17 protein-coding genes are annotated in these 17,476 nt (G+C 45.6%); 6 read left to right on the forward strand and 11 right to left on the reverse strand.

From position 1 onward, the window contains the following. Positions 1–52: 52 nt before the first annotated feature. Positions 53–1,312, reverse strand: coding sequence for a cytochrome P450 (locus ACXACM_RS18970; RefSeq protein ID WP_474823711.1), 1,260 nt, complete (start codon positions 1,310–1,312; stop codon positions 53–55). A gap of 311 nt (positions 1,313–1,623) precedes the next feature. On the opposite strand from ACXACM_RS18970, the gene ACXACM_RS18975 reads away from it, so the two are divergent. After that, complete coding sequence (locus ACXACM_RS18975; RefSeq protein ID WP_474823713.1) at positions 1,624–1,866, forward strand: DUF2164 domain-containing protein; 243 nt, start codon at positions 1,624–1,626, stop codon at positions 1,864–1,866. 114 nt (positions 1,867–1,980) lie between these two features. On the opposite strand, the gene ACXACM_RS18980 is transcribed toward ACXACM_RS18975, so the two are convergent. From ACXACM_RS18980 to ACXACM_RS18990, 3 genes are all read right to left on the reverse strand, one after another. Further along, positions 1,981–2,718 carry an SDR family oxidoreductase gene (locus ACXACM_RS18980; protein WP_474823715.1) on the reverse strand — a complete coding sequence of 246 codons (738 nt, stop codon included), beginning with the start codon at positions 2,716–2,718 and terminating at the stop codon, positions 1,981–1,983. A gap of 285 nt (positions 2,719–3,003) precedes the next feature. Continuing rightward, on the reverse strand, positions 3,004–4,344 hold the full coding sequence (locus tag ACXACM_RS18985) for a M24 family metallopeptidase (protein ID WP_474823717.1): 1,341 nt from the start codon (positions 4,342–4,344) through the stop codon (positions 3,004–3,006). Positions 4,345–4,589: 245 nt separating this feature from the next. Further along, a complete protein-coding gene (locus tag ACXACM_RS18990) occupies positions 4,590–5,438 on the reverse strand; it encodes a helix-turn-helix transcriptional regulator (protein ID WP_474823719.1) in 849 nt (282 codons plus the stop codon). Positions 5,439–5,658: 220 nt separating this feature from the next. Here ACXACM_RS18990 and ACXACM_RS18995 point away from each other — a divergent pair, with 220 nt between their 5' ends. Then, a complete protein-coding gene (locus ACXACM_RS18995) occupies positions 5,659–6,786 on the forward strand; it encodes an alcohol dehydrogenase catalytic domain-containing protein (RefSeq protein ID WP_474823721.1) in 1,128 nt (375 codons plus the stop codon). Beyond that, a complete protein-coding gene (locus ACXACM_RS19000) occupies positions 6,786–7,583 on the forward strand; it encodes an alpha/beta hydrolase (protein WP_474823723.1) in 798 nt (265 codons plus the stop codon). Before ACXACM_RS18995 ends, ACXACM_RS19000 begins: the two co-directional genes overlap by 1 nt. A gap of 152 nt (positions 7,584–7,735) precedes the next feature. On the opposite strand, the gene ACXACM_RS19005 is transcribed toward ACXACM_RS19000, so the two are convergent. The 5 genes from ACXACM_RS19005 to ACXACM_RS19025 form a co-directional block, all read right to left on the reverse strand. After that, a complete protein-coding gene (locus ACXACM_RS19005; protein WP_474823725.1) occupies positions 7,736–8,281 on the reverse strand; it encodes a PIN domain-containing protein in 546 nt (181 codons plus the stop codon). A gap of 28 nt (positions 8,282–8,309) precedes the next feature. Further along, positions 8,310–9,314 carry a hypothetical protein gene (locus ACXACM_RS19010; RefSeq protein ID WP_474823727.1) on the reverse strand — a complete coding sequence of 335 codons (1,005 nt, stop codon included), beginning with the start codon at positions 9,312–9,314 and terminating at the stop codon, positions 8,310–8,312. Positions 9,315–9,383: 69 nt separating this feature from the next. Beyond that, a complete protein-coding gene (locus ACXACM_RS19015; protein WP_474823728.1) occupies positions 9,384–9,632 on the reverse strand; it encodes a hypothetical protein in 249 nt (82 codons plus the stop codon). Between the two features lie 122 nt (positions 9,633–9,754). After that, positions 9,755–10,144, reverse strand: coding sequence for a RidA family protein (locus ACXACM_RS19020; RefSeq protein WP_474823730.1), 390 nt, complete (start codon positions 10,142–10,144; stop codon positions 9,755–9,757). Between the two features lie 145 nt (positions 10,145–10,289). Next, positions 10,290–10,619 (reverse strand): DMT family transporter, encoded by a 330-nt coding sequence (locus tag ACXACM_RS19025; RefSeq protein ID WP_474823732.1) that lies wholly within the window; start codon positions 10,617–10,619, stop codon positions 10,290–10,292. Between the two features lie 295 nt (positions 10,620–10,914). Here ACXACM_RS19025 and ACXACM_RS19030 point away from each other — a divergent pair, with 295 nt between their 5' ends. The 3 genes from ACXACM_RS19030 to ACXACM_RS19040 all read left to right on the forward strand — a co-directional run bounded on the left by ACXACM_RS19030 (position 10,915) and on the right by ACXACM_RS19040 (position 16,103). Beyond that, positions 10,915–11,745, forward strand: coding sequence for a DUF4437 domain-containing protein (locus ACXACM_RS19030; protein ID WP_474823734.1), 831 nt, complete (start codon positions 10,915–10,917; stop codon positions 11,743–11,745). 232 nt (positions 11,746–11,977) lie between these two features. Further along, a complete protein-coding gene (locus ACXACM_RS19035) occupies positions 11,978–13,513 on the forward strand; it encodes an alkaline phosphatase D family protein (protein ID WP_474823736.1) in 1,536 nt (511 codons plus the stop codon). A gap of 265 nt (positions 13,514–13,778) precedes the next feature. Beyond that, positions 13,779–16,103 (forward strand): FdhF/YdeP family oxidoreductase, encoded by a 2,325-nt coding sequence (locus ACXACM_RS19040; RefSeq protein WP_474823738.1) that lies wholly within the window; start codon positions 13,779–13,781, stop codon positions 16,101–16,103. Positions 16,104–16,123: 20 nt separating this feature from the next. Here the strand turns inward: ACXACM_RS19040 and fdhD are convergent, their stop codons facing one another. After that, positions 16,124–16,930 carry a formate dehydrogenase accessory sulfurtransferase FdhD gene (fdhD, locus tag ACXACM_RS19045; RefSeq protein ID WP_474823740.1) on the reverse strand — a complete coding sequence of 269 codons (807 nt, stop codon included), beginning with the start codon at positions 16,928–16,930 and terminating at the stop codon, positions 16,124–16,126. After that, on the reverse strand, positions 16,920–17,450 hold the full coding sequence (mobA, locus tag ACXACM_RS19050; RefSeq protein WP_474823741.1) for a molybdenum cofactor guanylyltransferase: 531 nt from the start codon (positions 17,448–17,450) through the stop codon (positions 16,920–16,922). The genes fdhD and mobA overlap by 11 nt, the downstream gene beginning before the upstream one ends. Between the last annotated feature and the right edge of the window lie 26 nt (positions 17,451–17,476).

Below are 17,476 nucleotides of genomic sequence, written 5' to 3' on the forward strand. Positions count from 1 at the left end.
CTTTGCAGCCTGCGCAACGTCGGTGCCGGAACTGCAACGAATTTTCACACTGTTACACGCCGTGCAGTAGCACCATGAGTTTGTGAAAGCCGACTTTTCGGTTTACATCGCCCCATTGTTCAATATTCTCTTCGTAGTCATTCACATTAATATGTGATACCCGCTTTGCCAGTTGCAACACCCAGATCCGCAATAGAGCTCGGGCGTGTGTGGCACCCAGGCAGTTGTGAATGCCAAACCCAAAGCCCACGTGCGGATTCGCTTTACGCTTCAAATCAACAGTATTCGGGCTTTCAAATACGGTTTCATCGCGGTTTGCTGAAGCCCAACACAGTGAAATGCGGGTATCGTTGGCAACGTCGTGACCATTTACTTGCCCGTCTTGTGTAGCAACCCGGCCCATGTGGGTGAGTGGAGAGAAGTAGCGAATAAGTTCTTCCACGGCATTGTTAACTAATTCAGGTTGCTGCCTTATAAGCGTCAAGCCATCTTTATTCTCTGAAAAGTAGGCAAGCGTGTTGGTAAGCGCATTAATCACCGTATCTCGCCCACCTGCGAAAGTCAGGATCATAATGCCTTTAATTTCTTCATCAGTTAGCATCTTGCCTTCAACCTCAGCGGCAAGAAGCTGACTGTAGATATCACTGCCAGGCGAGCGCTTAGCATGCTCAATTTGTTTATCCAGATAATCGTAGAGGACATTTGCCTTACTGGCGTCAAGGGGGTTATCGTCACTTCTGAACACATGCGTTCCCCAGCTTATCCAAATTGCCGCCTCTTCCATGGAAACATTCAACAATGCTGTTAGCGCTTGAGATTGAACTACCAAAGCAATATCGTTCACAGCGTCTTTAAAATCCTGCCCGTCGCTAAGCAAGGTATCGAGCATGCCGCTCACAATGTTGGTCAATTTTGTCTGGTAATCCTCTTCCAGCGGGCGCTTGAACCAGGGCTCAAGTAAGCTTCGAAAAACTTTGTGAGCGGGTGGATCAACTTCGAAAGGTATTTGCCGGATATCGCGAATGGCCACTTCCGACGGCACCACTATGCGCCCTGGTTTTGCACCAGACTGAAAGGTTTTCCAATTGTGCGCGGCTTTGCGGACTTCTTTCAAACCCAACACCATTTTCACCGGGTCGTTTTGATCGTCGATATCCAACACACCCTCGCCCTGGCGTTTTACTGCGAAGGCGTCGTTAAATTCACCTATGCCACCAGCTGCGCCGTGTGCAAACGGGCACTTCGCAGGTGCTTCAAAGTCTTCTGCACCTGTTATGTGTGGGTTATCCTGATTGCTTGTGTCTGGTTGCATCGCAATGTCTCCTATCCAGCCAGTCTGCATTTATGTAAGCAGTACATTCAATATAGGCAGGATAATAGCAACATCATATTTACATTAATGACAGGTTAGTGCACAAAAATATCAAAATTTTGCGGTTATTCTCCGTAATCATGCTAATCATGTGTGGTTTTTGTCTTGCTGATGCGATCGCGCTATGAAAATTCATACTTCCCTTTTTCCATGGTATTGATAGATTGGCGGGAGAACTATAGATCCAGACATGACACCTGCTACACTAAATTTTCATGGAAAATGTAGTTATTAAGAATCAAGGGGGCGCAATGAGTGATATTGAATTTACGCGTGAGGAAAAAGACGAGTTAATCGCTAAACTGCAACGATATTTTGATGATGAATTGAGTATGGAACTTGGTCAGTTTGACGGAGAATTTCTTCTCGATTTCATTAGTAAGGAAATGGGCGCATCGTTTTATAACAAAGGCGTAAACGATGCGAGAACCGTGGTTGCATCGCGCCTACAGGTCATCGATGAAGAGTTATATTCCATCGAGAAAGTGCTGTGATTGAAAGCGCTGGTAAAGCCTGCAAATAGCAAGCTTTACCAGGGCGTATTCAGCTTTGCTGTACACGCCCCGTCACGGAGCTAGTCGAAACTAATATGCTGGGAATAAGCGCTATCAGAGCTCCTGACTTGTGGGTCTGATGATCATCTCGTTGATGTCTACATCGCCAGGCTGCTCTATTGCAAAGGTTACAGCACGGGCGATGGCATCTGCATCGATAGCATCGTCGTACATATCTTCTGCCATCTGTTTTGAATCTTCGTGAGAAATGTGGTCCGTAAGTTCTGTCGCCACAGCTCCTGGTGAAATATTCGTTGAGCGGATTTCACCGTTTGACTCCCTGCGAATACCTTCACTTATTGCTTTAACTGCAAATTTAGTCGCGCAATAAACCGTTGCTCCAGGGAAAACCACATGCCCCGCGACTGATGAAAGATTGATAATGTGCCCGCTTTTTTGCTCGCGCATTTGCCCTAACACAGCTGCAACACCATACATAACGCCCTTGATGTTTACATCTATCATTTGATCCCACTCGTCAACCTTCATCTCATCAAGTGGGGCTAAGGGCATAAGACCAGCATTGTTGACTAGTACATCAATACGTCCGTAGGCATCTATTGCCGCTCTCGCAAGCGCCTTAACCTCATCTTTTTTCGTGACATCTACAGTTTTATAGGTTGCGTTGCCACCTGAAGTTTTAATTTCATCGACAAGTTTTTTGAGACGATCTTCACGGCGGGCACCTAACACTAATTTGGCGCCTTTCCCTGCAAGCATTTTTGCCGTCGCTTCTCCAAGCCCACTACTTGCGCCTGTAATGATAACCACTTTTCCAGAAACTTCGTTCATAACATTAACCTCACGTTTGATTAGTGATATGTGTTACGTAAAAGCATCGAAGTGGATTAACCCACTTCACAAAAAGGCGGTAAGAGTGATAAAAAGTAAGATGGCGCGATGGATAATATCTATCGCAATAGCGACTTTCCATAATCTGGCAACTTATTGTAGAAAAGCATGACTAGTTAAGAAATCGACCTCCAATAGCACCTTTTCATTTCCATCCCCCCAGGAAACTCAGCTTCAATGCGACAAGTTAACTCATCTGCAAATATCACAAACATTTCACCTTAATTAGTTTTCCTCGGAGTGGATCAGGTGAAACTCAGTTTGCCTGCCATCCAGATACATCACTGATTTCCCATCAAAAAACGCATCTTCTTCCAGCATAATTCTAATTTCCTTGCCCCACTCTTCAATATAACTCGCCGCGTTCAATTCTATGGAATACGCTGTTTGAGCAAACATGGGATAGTCGCCTTGAACCGGCACGCCTCCCTGTGCATCCCACATGCCTATAGTTGGACCTGCGGCGTGCCCATGTAAACCGAGAGGATGAGTATAAATAGCGGGCGTGATGCCCTGTTCAATAGCTTGTTGCCGAGACATGCGCAATATACTGTTTCCGGTTCTGCCCACTTTAAATTTACTAGTGAGAATATCTTGCAGTTGATTACCGGTTTTAAGTGCCGCTTTCAGAGCTTCTGGCGCGTCTTCTTCGCCAGGCTTCAACACGTAAGCGTGTTGCTGTTGATCGGTATTAAGTCGCAAATAAGTAATGCCGAAATCGACATGGATTAAATCACCCGGGCGAATGATGTTTTCTGTTGGGCGTTTGCTAAAGGCAGAGATTTGATCGAATACTTCGCTGTTTTCCCGCTGAATTGACACGGAAGGATGAAACCAGTTGGTAAGTCCTAGTGCACGGGTTTGATCCCGAAGCCACCACACGACATCATCGGTAGTCGTCGTATTAGGCGTTATAACCTCATTTGAAAATGCCGTGGCTATCAGTGAGTGTCCAATTTGGGTAAGAACTGGATAATACTCCATCTCCAGCTCACTCCTCGTCTCCAGCCATCCAATTGAAAGCTTCTCGCCACTCACGACGCGGCGCTTTAAGTCTTCAGAAAGAACGGCCATAAATTGTTCGTACTCAGTAGAAGTCATACCATCAGCAAGGGCAAACGCATCAGACGTATTTATGGCAATTTTTGAAGGGTTACGAGCTTCGATGACTTGCTTCAGTGCTTCCCACTGATCAGGCTGTATTTCTTTATCCCAAGCTTTTTTAAATAAAGAGCCGACAGCGTATCTTGCAACCGCCAAACGCTCTAGTGGCTGACCCTTACCCGGGTTATAAATCACCAACATGGTATGACGTCTTGCGGATATCCAGGTAGAAGGCAGCATGGTTTTTAGTACTGGATCTTCGTTGTATTCCCGCGACATTAGCACCCACATATCGATGCCTTCTCGTTCCATAATTTGCGGCAGCACCGTATCAAAACGTTCAACGGTGATCTTATCAATCAACTCGCTCCGCTGCTTCATGCTAAGTATGTCGTTTGCATTCACGTTTGCCGATAAGGCGAACATTAGAAAAGCATAAGTTACTGCCTGAACCTTTTTCATCCTTGTTTCCTGTCATTTATTATTAAAGCTGATGTTGGAGCAGGCTCTTTATTAAAGAACCAAGAGAAGAACACAACCAGCAAAGTCCAGTTAATCTAGCACTATTATGATTGCATCAGCTAGCTTTTCACCTTGAAGACAAGCTGTAGCCTCTGAGACAAATCCTGATTTGGGCTATATTGCACCGTTGAGTGAACCTAACCACCAGGGTATTAACCCGTAGGCATCTCCACATTTAACTGCCTCTAATTTGTCATTGCAGTGCGAAACTGCCTTGGTGTGACTGAGAACAACTTTTTAAATTGCGCGATAAAATGAGACGGGCTGGAGAAGTTCAGTTCATAGCTGATTTGTGTAATCGACAAAGTTGACTGACTCAGCAACCGCGCTGCGCTGTAGAGCTTGTGCCGTAGTACGTATTCTGAATAGTTGGTGCGAAATATTTGCTTGAACACCCGGGAAAAATGAGACGGTGATAGATGGCACATCTCGGCGGCTTCATTTAACGACAACTCTACCGCTGATTGATTTTTAAATTGATTAATCACGGGCAGCATTTTGTTATATAACGGAGAATGGGTTATCGGTTTTGTCGAAGTGTCGGTTGCTGGTTTTGCATATTCAGCAATAGTGAGTACTAGCAACTGTAGGAGCGTTTGGCTACGAGCGCTCAGCGGTTCTCGCTGATAGCTCTCAAACAGCCAGGCAACTTGTTGCTGAATTTCGGTGCGTCGCTCTTTCGGCAGACGTAAATGAAGGCCATGTTGAAAAAACGTGCGCACGCTCGCCATGGTTTCTGAATCAAAAACATGTGGCATAAACTGAATGATGAACCACGACTTTTCCCTGTCACTACAAGCAAAGTTGTGAGTTTCCAATGCTGGCGTAAATACAATGTCGTAATCGTGTAGCGTCGATTCACCCTGGCTATAAAAATAATGACCTTCAATGCGTTCGAAAATAATAAACTCATGCACCTCGTGAAAGTGCATAAAACAATGGTACGGATCGTTTTCACCATACTTCACATGGTGAATTTCAAATTCGTAACCTTTTTCAATAGCGAAAGGCTCACAATAGACAGATCTGCTCATCACTCACTACTCTCAATTACCACAACATCACCACCGTTAAATGAGTATTAAATGACATTAACCAGCATATAAACAGAAAATCAGCCTTTTTTAAAACAAAAAAATAACATAAGTACTTATGAAGGCAGATATTTGATATTTAATCCCATAATTTTGACAGAAGCACTGCTAGTAGTGTGATTCAATATTTAACATCTTATTAATATCACGAAGCATCCTCATGATCGCATCAAAATCCGTTATCTCCGATGGCAAAGGTAATATAAGTGTAGAAACTGTAATGGTAGGTAAACCCAGCGCCGGTGAAGTGTTGGTGAAGATTGTTGCCGCTGGCTTGTGTCATACCGATTGGGACTCCATTCAAAACTGGAACAAAACATTTATCGTCGGTCATGAAGGCGCTGGTGTTGTTGAAGCTGTAGGTGAAGGCGTCTCTGGCATCAGCAAAGGCGACAAGGTGATTTTAAATTGGGCCATTCCCTGCGGTGAGTGTTTCCAGTGCCGGGAAGGCAACTTGCATATTTGCGAGGTGAACTCGCCGGTCTGTGGTTGCGGGCTTGATGGTCACGCGCATATCGAATCAAGCAAGCGGGCAGAACAGCCCATTGAGCGCTCGTTTCACCTAGGCACGCTGAGTGAATACACTGTAGTGAAAAAAGAAGCGGTGGTGGTCATCAATTCAGATATCCCCTACTCGTCAGCCTCCATTGTAGGCTGCGGGGTAATGACCGGCTGGGGTTCCGTTGTAAACGCCGCAAAAGTCGACGCTGGGTCTTCCGCCTGCATTATCGGCTGTGGAGGCGTGGGGCTAAATTGTATTCAGGGTGCTAAGCACTCTGGGGCGGCCATTATCATCGCTATTGATATTAATGACGAACGTTTAGAGCAAGCCAAACAGTTTGGTGCAACCCACGGCATTATCGCTGAAAAAGGTGATGTGGATTTTGCCAAGGTTGCAGCAAAAGTGCGTGAAATATGCGGCGGCCGCGGCGCAGATTACGCATTTGAATGCACGGCTATTCCCGCACTTGGCTCGGCGCCACTGGCACTTGTTCGCAGTGCTGGTACCGCAGTCCAGGTAAGTGGTATCGAACAGCGCATTGATTTTAATTGCGAGTTATTCGAGTGGGACAAAATTTACATCAACCCGCTTTACGGCATGTGTAACCCGGAGCGAGATTTTACCAAGCTGCTGCGCTTGTACGATACAGGCGCGCTGAAGCTGGATGAGCTGGTAACAAAAACTTATAGCCTGGATGACATTGCCACGGGTTTGGACGACTTAATCAATGGTCGCGTTGCCAAAGGCGTGGTTATGATGCCCGGCTACGACAAGGCGAGTAACTAATGAGTATTTTGCGCCTTGAAGTGTCAAACCCTGCTTATACTTCTGAAAAATTACAGCTGGTTACTGTACATTCAGACAACCTGAATGGACGCCGCGATGTCAGTATCTACAATGCACACGCAACGGGTTCCGATGTGCCGGTAGTGCTCTTACTACACGGCGTTTATGGCAACAACTGGGTATGGATGCACTTAGGCGGTGTTCATCATGTGTACGAATCACTACGCCAGCAAGGCTTAACAGAGTTCGTGTTAGTCATGCCTTCTGATGGAGGCTTGTGGGATGGTTCTGGCTACCTGCCTTTAGGAGAATACGGCAACTACGACGCCTGGATAAGTGATGATGTTAAAGTCGCAGTTACTGACACTGTTCCAGCAGTAACCGGTAACAGCAACTGGTACATTACCGGGTTGTCCATGGGTGGTTATGGCGCTTTACGGTTAGGAGCCAAGCACCCCGCCCTTTATAAAGGCATCTCGGCTCATTCCTCCATTACCTGCCTTGATGACTTTTCCCATTTCGTTAGTTACCCCACCAACCGCTACGAATGCGCGGACAAAAACGAGGCCAATTTGATATACTGGTTAGAACAAAATCACCAGGTAATGCCACCTGTACGGCTAGATTGCGGTAAACAAGATGAACTCTTTGCCAGCAACCAAACGCTTATTAGTGAGCTCAAAAATCGTGGTATAGAATTAGACCATACTTGGTTGGACGGCGGTCATGAGTGGTCATATTGGCATCGCAATATTGAAAAGTCGTTCTGGTTTTTTGATCAGTTGGAAAAGCGATAACCACGTTACTTTGCAGACTGTCTAACTTGCCACAACACTGCAGTGGTATTTAAACGCTACCCGGTGAATAAAATTCCGCTGGTGACGTTGTATCTTATTGTATGCGGCGCCAACCATTTTCCTTCGACGGATTGGTTCATATGGCGCTAACTTCACTCTGGATACTCGATATCCTCCCCTGAGACTTTGACAAAGTTCGCATTGACTAACTGATTAAACTTATTTTGAATAGCCACTTCATTGCCTTTAAAATTACAATGGCAATCAATATAGTTGCGTAAGCTCACCACTTTTCGTGGAAGTAAATTTTTTGGTAGAGCTTTGAAACTGTCAATAAACTTATCACCGTGTGCAGATTCGAGCACCACGTTCACTTGTGTACAAGGGCGACCTCCCTTTTTGATATGGGCAATTAGCGGCACAAAACCAGCGTCATTAGTGACTACATCAAAGGTAACGCCGGTTGGAGCTTCACTGTTAAACTTTCCCAGATAATAAGCGAGATGAAAATCCAGATTGTTAGGTTGAGTAGCCTTAAGTTGAATCACCACAAGGTTAATCGGCTTGTCATATTTTCGGTCGTTGAAATCCAGTCGCGGCTGTCTGGCACCTAAGAACACAATTACACGTTCATAACAGGCAAGATCGACCCTGCCAAGGCTTCCGACGTTTTCGTAATCGATAAATGCCCATTTCATAAAGTATTTCCTTGTATCTACAACCAATCTACGTGAACGAGGTGGTATTTTTTACCTCTTGTGCCGTTTTTATAAAAGCATCTGGTGAATTTACTCCCAAATATAGTGCTGTTTTTCCATTTATTGGTGAATTGAGTTTTACAACAACATTTGGCACGCCAGCATAGTTCAAACGTTTGATACCACTTGCACGCTTGACGAATGACGTGTTTGGACGAACTTCAGCAATGTTGTTTAGAGGGATCTCAATGGGAGAAGATAATCCATATCTTACAATTAACTTATTACCACATATGGATATGGGACGTTTTGCAACGGCCTTATATTCGGCAAAGAAAAATACCAGCCCAAACAATGAAAGAGCTGTGATGACAGTCGCTGACGTGCCTGACCATAAGAAATGAAGAAGTACATGAACAAGGGGAATTTCAATAACGAGTAGCGTAAGAAACCCTAAAAGATTGCTATGAGCGCCATCTTTTTTATCGTAGTAAAAATGCTGTTCTCCCCGGTAAGCGCTGCTATTAATTTGAGAGGAAAAAAGCGCAAAACACCACATGCGCCCTTCGAATGCCAGTATTGAACTGAGTAAAGAACAGCCACACATTTTCTCAATGGGGTTGGCAACTGCTAAGTCTGGATCGACCTTTTTTGCTAGTGAAGCGCGAACGGCTATACATACTGTCGCCACGGCTGAGAACTCGAATAGCAAAATAACGGCCATTACTATGTAGCGACCGCTTTGTAGAAAATGGAAAACCTGTTTACTTTGCTCTGGTATAATCAAGCTGCCTATGAATACGGCCGTGCAACATAAAAGAATGGCTTTTAAAAGCGCCTTTTGCTTGTCTGATTCACAACAAAAGCATATGACCGGCAACATCAAGAATGCGTCGAGCATAAACAACCATTCGTAATTTGCGCTTCCATACTCATTAAGCGCATTCGATGAAGCATAATAGTATCCCCACCATATCGACACTATAGTCAGAAACACTAATGGAATTTTGCTCTTAACAGCTGGCTTCATCATACTCTTTATGCTGTGCGGTAGTTTTATCTCACGAACTCGTTACAAATTACTGGCTTCAACTACAGCAAGTTATTGTACGTCGATATCTCGACGATGCTTTCTAATGGATTCAGAAATGGCATTTGTTTCTGCTTGCGTGCGACGTCTGCAGTTCTTTCTATCATCGACATGCCCAACTGTGCAGGCTTCTTTGGTATTCGTTCCTTTGATCACCGCAGAGGTAGTGTTGTAGATGGCATCAACGCCATCATGGGGTGTATTAATTGTGCCACAGCCCGTCAAACCGAGAGAAAGGAGAAACAATACAGCATACTTCATTTGATCAAATCCTTTTAAACACACAACGCCATCTTCTATGAGAAAACGTAAAAATCATATGTAGATTCAATACCATAAAGATGTAAAGCGCAAGTTTAATGTTTAAGAAGCGCCATCGATTTTCAAATCTGAGCAATACACTTAATTTCTATTTTCAATTCCGGTTGCACAAGAGCAACGACCTGAACAACGGTTTGACTTACTTCGGGCATACTTCCATATGCAGACTCTCTTTGGCCATAGACTGCTTCTACGTTTTCCATCAATTCATTCATGTCTGTAACGAAAAATGTTTCGTCGACAATATTTCCCATGTCGGCCCCAAACTGAGATAAAACATGTTTCATATTGGAGTAAGCGATAGCGGTTTGTTCAACAATATTTGCTGGTACATCACCATGTTCGCTTATGCCTACCTGCCCCGCCAAATAAAGCATATTTCCAACTTGTGTGCCTTGTGCAATAAAATCTTTGAACGGGCCATCTCGATAAGTTTTTTTGTGAATTGTCATTGTTGTACCATCCTCTGAGTATAGTATTCCGGTGATATAACACCCCGCAGCCTCTCACCTGTTTGGTTGAAAAGTACTGGTTACACATAGAGGGCGATGATCTATTTCCTCGAAGCTTGAAAAACTACGCAATCTTGATTCATTGTTAATGCGCCACAGTTTTCGAGAAAACATTAATAACAACAACACCAGACAGTATTAAAATCATACCGATGATTGCTGGGGTATCGGGGATTTGTTTAAAAAATACGGCGCCAAATAGTGCGATTAAGAAAATCCCCATACCCGCCCATATTGCGTAAGCTACACCTACCGGTACGGTTTTTAAAACAAGTGACAAAAAATAAAAAGCGATGATGTAGCCTGCAACACAAACGGTGCTATACGTTGAGTCAGAAAAGCCATCCGATTTCTTTAATGCCAACGTCGCAACGACTTCCGATATTATCGCTAATGCCAAATACCCGTATCCCATGCTTGCTCCTTTGCTTTACCTTTATCTGTAAATCAGTAACGTAACTTGCGTTCCATTGAATATTTTCGACTCGCTTGCTGCAGTGGCAATGGAACTCTCTTCAGCCACTTGTACAAATACCTGCAAATCTTCCGTTTTCATTTTCCTACCACGCAACGTGTTTTAAAAGGATCACTTTCATTATCCACCATTTCGGGAAAGTCTTTTAAGTTTTTGCCCGTTTATCCCGCCCCTATCAATCAATACACTTTAAAACATTAATTACAGACAACTTTCTTTCACCTTTTAGGAGGCAATGATGAAACATAAAGCTACTACTACATTGGCATTCGCATCTGTTTTGCTAATCAACACGGGGGTTACTGCCAGTGCTCAGGCTAAAACGAAAATCGTTACCGCGGAAGAAGTAAATTGGGGTTATTTAAACCCTGCTCGGGGAGATAAAAGCCCGGGTGCCGCAGATTTGTGGGGCGACAGAACTAAAAACACCGCAACCGGTATGTTGGTGCGTTTCAACAAAGGGTTTGAATCACCACCTCATATTCATAACATCACTTATCGCGGTATTGTTATCGAAGGAGCTATGCATAACGATGACCCGGATGCCGCCAAAATGTGGATGCCCACAGGATCGTTCTGGACGCAGCCTGCTGGTGAAAATCACACAACAGCAGCGAACGACAAAAATAACCTTATTTATCTGGAAATAGATGAAGGCCCGTACCTCGTTCAGCCATCGAAAGGGCACTTCGACAATGGGGAGCGGCCGATTAACATTCACGTAGACAACATGGTGTGGCTACACGACAGTGATATTGCAACGATTTCGGCCAAAGACGTAACAGCGACTTATTTATGGGGAGACACAAATTCACTTTACGGCTCTATGGTTAAGCTCCCTGAAGGCTTTAGCGGTTCAATCGTATCGAACGCCGATGAGTTCAAAGCGGTGGTAATTAGCGGCTCACTTGCGTACAACGAGCAAAGCGCATCAGCGCCAACGCAATTGAAAGCTGGGAGCTTTATAGAGTCTGTGGGCAATACAACTCATAACATTACTAATGCGGACACTGGTGAAACCATGGTGTTTATTCGTACCAGCTCACCGTACAAAGTAAATAACTAGAACGGTATAACGTGGTGGTAAACACTCGACAAACGTTTACCGCTGCCTCTCCTCCCTGATTCTTGCATATCTCTTGCCTATCCCCTGTCCGTCCTCTTCCTTTTTTATAAATGAAAAAGTAGTAAATCTGTCATCGCTGTGTTTTATAGTATCGATTAACTATATGTAACAGAAAAAGTTGTATGGCAATCGGTTTATCTCCTAGAGCCCAGTACTTTTTTAGGAAAACAGTGTGATAAGAAGAGACTTCATTAAATTGGGTCTGGCAACGGCGGGTTTACCCGTTGTTGCCTGTGCCCAATCAAACAACCCGTTTATCTATCGCAGCGCTATTACCAGCGGGCCAGCAGTGGGAAGTGCTACCAAACAAAGCGCCATTGTGTGGTGCCGAGCCAGTCGCGATGGTGTGCTTGCTGTGGAATTAAGTGAAACAAAGCGCTTCCAGGATGTTGTGACGGTAACAGGCAGCCTTGGGCAGGTTGCTAACGACTTTAATTGCAAAGCGACGCTCACATCGTTAAAACCAGGCACCCATTATTATTACCGCTGCCACATGCGTGATCGTGAAACGGGCGCGCAAATTAGCGACCGTGTATCTGGTCAATTTCGCACAGCTAACACAACGTCTGCAGGACTTAGCTTTTGTTGGTCTGGCGATACCGCTGGACAAGGCTATGGTATCGACCCTGCTCATGGCGGCATGAAAACCTATCAAACCATGCTGCAACATCGGCCTGATTTCTTTATTCACTGTGGCGATCAAATTTACGCCGATGGCCCTATTTTACCCGAGTCAAAAGCTGCAGACGGTAGCCTGTGGCAGAATCGCCATGCTGATCATGTTGATCATGTCGCCCAAACCACCCAGGATTTTAGAAACCGGTTTTACTACAACTATTTCGATCCTCACTTTGCAGCGTTTCATCGCCAGGTAGCCAGTTACTATTTATGGGATGATCACGAGGTACGTAACAACTGGTATCCCGGCCAACAAATTGAAGACGCGCGATACTCCACCCAGGACGCGAGCACCCTGGCTAAGCGAGGCCGTACCGCCATGGTTGAGTGTAATCCACTTCCCGATGCAGCAAACCGCCAGTTGTTTCAGCACGTATCAAGAGGCCCGTTGCTGGATTTATTTTTCCTCGATATGCGCAGCTATCGCACTGCAAACCGAGCCCCTTCTGAAACCCATGGCGACGTACCGGAGTCCATATTGGGCGCGAAACAACTAGCATGGTTAAAAGCGTCTCTGCGGAAAGCAAAAGGCCTGTGGAAAATTATTGCTCTGGACATGCCCATTGGCGTTGTCGTTGCAGATTATCGAAATGGTAAGGTTGAAGCCGTTGCCAACGGCGATGGGCCGGTAGCAGGCCGTGAGGCAGATGTGGCCGAACTGTTGAGTTTTATTAAAGAGCACGACATTCAGAACGTGCACTTTATTACTGCCGACGTGCATTATTGTGCTTCTCACTATTATTCACCGGAGAAAGCGCAGTTCAAACAGTTTAAGCCATTTTGGGAATTTGTCAGTGGTCCGCTTCATGCCGGCACCTTTGGACCCAATAAACTTGATAACACATTCGGGCCTGAACTGGTGTTTAAAGGTATTCCAGAGGACATGCCGCCTAATCAGTCACCTGCAGCAGGGTTTCAATTTTTTGGTAAGATGAGTATTGACGCGAAAACCAAACAACTGACAGTGTCACATATCAATCGTGATGGTGACGTACTGTGGACACAGGCGCTTACACCTGAGGTCGTGTAACCAGCACAGCCAAAAGAAGCGGGTTTACAACGAGCGAGAGATCTGCAATAGCAGACCTCTCTAAGCGCACTATCACAAACCCTACATTGTAGTTTTCTGCTTTTCAAAAAGGGGGCATCCCCAACTTATCGTTAATAATTCACCAAAAATTTTTTAATTTGATGTACTGGCTGTAACTAATGTCAATTGGATAAAACAAAGCGTTATCTATAGAGTGGTTAACAGTGAAAGTAGTTATTATCCGTTTTCAAGTAGGTGTTTGAACATGAGCGACAAAGGTAATATCAGGCAATACGACAAACCCGCAGGCGGATGGGGCGCGCTAAAAAGCGTGACGAAAAGCTGGATATCTAGCGAAAAACCGCTGAAAAACCTTCGCGCCATGTTAAAAACCAATCAGGATAAAGGCTTTGATTGCCCGGGTTGCGCCTGGGGAGAATCACCGGAAAGCGGGTTGGTTAAATTTTGTGAAAACGGCGCGAAAGCAGTGAACTGGGAATCCACCGGGCGTGTGGTTGACCCTGCGTTTTTTTCAGCCCACAAAGTTTCAGCGTTAAAACGTCACTCAGATTACTGGCTTGAATCACAAGGCAGAATAACCCACCCCATGCGTTATAACGCTAATACCGACCACTATGAAGCTGTAAGTTGGGACGATGCCTTTTCCCTTATTGCATCGCACCTTAATGGTCTGGAATCTCCGCATCAGGCAGAGTTTTATACCTCGGGAAGAGCCAGCAACGAAGCCGCATATCTTTATCAGCTTTTTGTACGCGCTTACGGTACGAACAATTTTCCTGATTGCTCCAACATGTGTCATGAGGCTTCCGGACAAGGCATGAAGCCCACAATAGGCGTTGGCAAAGGTACCGTAGTATTCGACGATTTTGCCAAAGCAGATGCTATTTTCGTTCTCGGCCAAAACCCCGGTACTAACCACCCACGTATGCTTGAACCATTGCGAGAAGCGGTGCGTCGTGGAGCGCAAGTTGTTTGTTTTAACCCGTTAAAAGAACGGGGGCTTGAGCGCTTCCAGCATCCTCAACACCCGGTTGAGATGCTGACTAACGGCTCAGAGCCAACCAATACCGCTTATTTCAGGCCTACATTAGGGGGCGACATGGCGGTGATGCGTGGCATCGCGAAATGGTTATTGGCCTGGGAGCGTGAAGCCCGAGAAAACAACGAACCTGCTGTATTCGATCACGCTTTTCTTAAAGCCCACACACAGGGCATTGACCAGTACCTGGCCGCTGTTGATGCCACTAGTTGGGAAAAAATTGAAGAACAATCTGGTATGACGAGAGCGGAAATAAAGCATGCAGCAGCTATGTATCGCCGCGCTGATAAGGTAATCATGTGTTGGGCAATGGGCATTACTCAGCACCGGCATTCTGTTGCTACGGTACAGGAAATTGTTAACGTACAGTTGCTTAGGGGTAATGTAGGTAAACCTGGCGCAGGGCTTTCCCCCGTGCGAGGACACAGTAATGTTCAAGGCGACCGCACCATGGGTATCAATGAAAACCCGCCTGCTACACTACTTGATGCCCTGGAGACAAGATTCTCTTTTTCTGTGCCCAGGGAATATGGCCATAATACCGTTCAAGCCATTCAGGCTATGGAAGAAGGTAGAGCGAAAGTCTTCATTGGACTGGGTGGCAATTTTGCACAGGCTACACCAGATTCCCCGCGTACTCACGAAGCCATGCAGAATTGTAATCTGACAGTACAAATTAGCACTAAGCTGAACCGGTCCCACCTAACCACAGGCAAAGAAGCGCTTATCTTACCCTGTTTAGGCCGCACAGAAATAGACATGCAAGCCAGCGGACAACAAGGTATCACCGTAGAAGACACCTTTTCCATGGTGCATATCTCTTACGGTCAACTTCCTCCTACCGCCGACACGCTGCGCTCTGAACCAGCTATCATTGCAGGCATAGCTAAAGCAACATTAGGGAACACGCCGGTGAACTGGGATGAGCTCGTCGCCCACTACGATAACATTCGCGACCTGATTGCAGATACCATCCCTGGCTTTACTGACTTCAATCAAAAGCTTAAACAACCTGGCGGCTTCCACCTTGGTAATAGTGCTGCGCTGCGACAGTGGGAAACGCCGTCGAGCAAAGCGTCTTTTGCCACGAACGATTTGCCTGATTCATTGATAAACGGTGAAGTCCTTGCCCGAGGAGAAAAGCCCGATCTGATCTTGCAAACTTTGCGTTCCCACGATCAGTACAACACTACTATTTACGGCATGGACGACCGTTACAGGCATGTATTTGGCGCTCGTGATGTGCTTTTCGTCAACCCTAACGACATTGCACGATTGGGTTTTAAAGACGGTGATAAAGTTGATATCACGTCGTTGTGGAGTGACGGAAAGGTCCGTAAAGTGGAGCAGTTTATGTTGGTAGCCTACGATACACCACCAGGTCAGGCAGCTGCCTATTACCCCGAAACAAACCCACTGGTTCCTCTTGAAAGCTACGGCGAAGGCACTTTTACACCCACGTCAAAATTCATAGCCATAACGCTGACGAAATCCACTGCAGACGGACGAATTGACGTACAAAACGTGTAGAAATCCGGTAGACCACAATTTTACTGTGATGAATACACCCTGGGAGCATCGCGTTTGGGCAAATGAATAAGCGTGAGCCCATAACGCTTTGCCCACTTTACCGACAATGATGTAGGGGATGACAACGTAACCAAAATCGGCAATCGCGCTGTCACTGCTTTTTGTACCAGCTCTAAACTGCAGCGGCTGGTGAGAACAACCATTGCATCAGTACGCTGCAATTTTGAACCTAGCACCGCACCGATAAGTTTGTCGAATGCATTGTGACGCCCGATATCTTCCCGGCAAACCACAACCTCTCCACTTAACGTCAAATACATCGCGGCGTGAACAGCTCCGCCTGCACGAGCCAGAATTTGCGCATCAATAATATTATCTCTCAGTCCGGCCAGTTGCGATGCTTCTGGCAATGTGGCGGGCGCAAGCGCTACTAATTTGGGCATTGCCATATCCAGGGCTTCCACACCACACAGCCCACATCCACTGGTACCGGCTAGTTGTCTGCGTTTTAATTTTAACGCCCAAAAAGCGCGGTTTGTGATTTCGATTTCTGCATTAATATGCTCGTCGTGCTCAGTGAAAACTAAATTATGGAGTTCGCGGGGGTGATTGATAATGCCGCTTGTCATACTGAAGCCAATAACAAAATCGGTCAAATTACAGGGTGTAACCATCATAACAGCATGACTAATGCCGTTATAGCTTAAGCTCAACGCGACTTCTTCAGCAAGAATAAATTCGGTGTGAGAATTTTCATTGTTAAGCAAGCGAGCCGACTGTTTAACGATGCCTCGCTCAGCTGTTGAGTGTGAATACTCATTTTTCATTGGGCCAGTCACCCGGTGTATTCACATTTAACCACTGTGCATCATTGTCATCAGCAATGGCTTCAGCGCCAATTGCTTCAAGAAAGCCCAAGACCTTTCTTTTATTCTCGACACATAGATATTGGATAAGACGCGGCATAATATCTTCATCGGCTGGCAGATAAAAAGGCAGCATTTTACTTTTTACATAACATGCTTTCCCCTGTCGCCTTCCTCTTTTACAAAGCCTTCGCAACATATCAGCGGACATCCGTGGCATATCCACAGGCAATACAAGGAGTTCGTTATTGCTACCTATCGCATTAAATGCAGTTAGAACACCAGCCAAGGGGCCGGCATCAGCGATAACATCAGACATGTAACCTGGAGCATTTCGACTGATCAAGACATTGCTACAGCCCGCAGCTTCAAGTAAAGAAGTGGCATGGTCCAGCATAGTGCGCCCGTTATAAAGCATTAACGCTTTGTCCTGCCCCATACGCCGGGATTGGCCACCCGCCAGTACTAAACCATTAAGCATTGTTGTTACTCACATCTTCATATATT

This window comes from Alteromonas sp. AWQ4_252 (assembly GCF_056158205.1).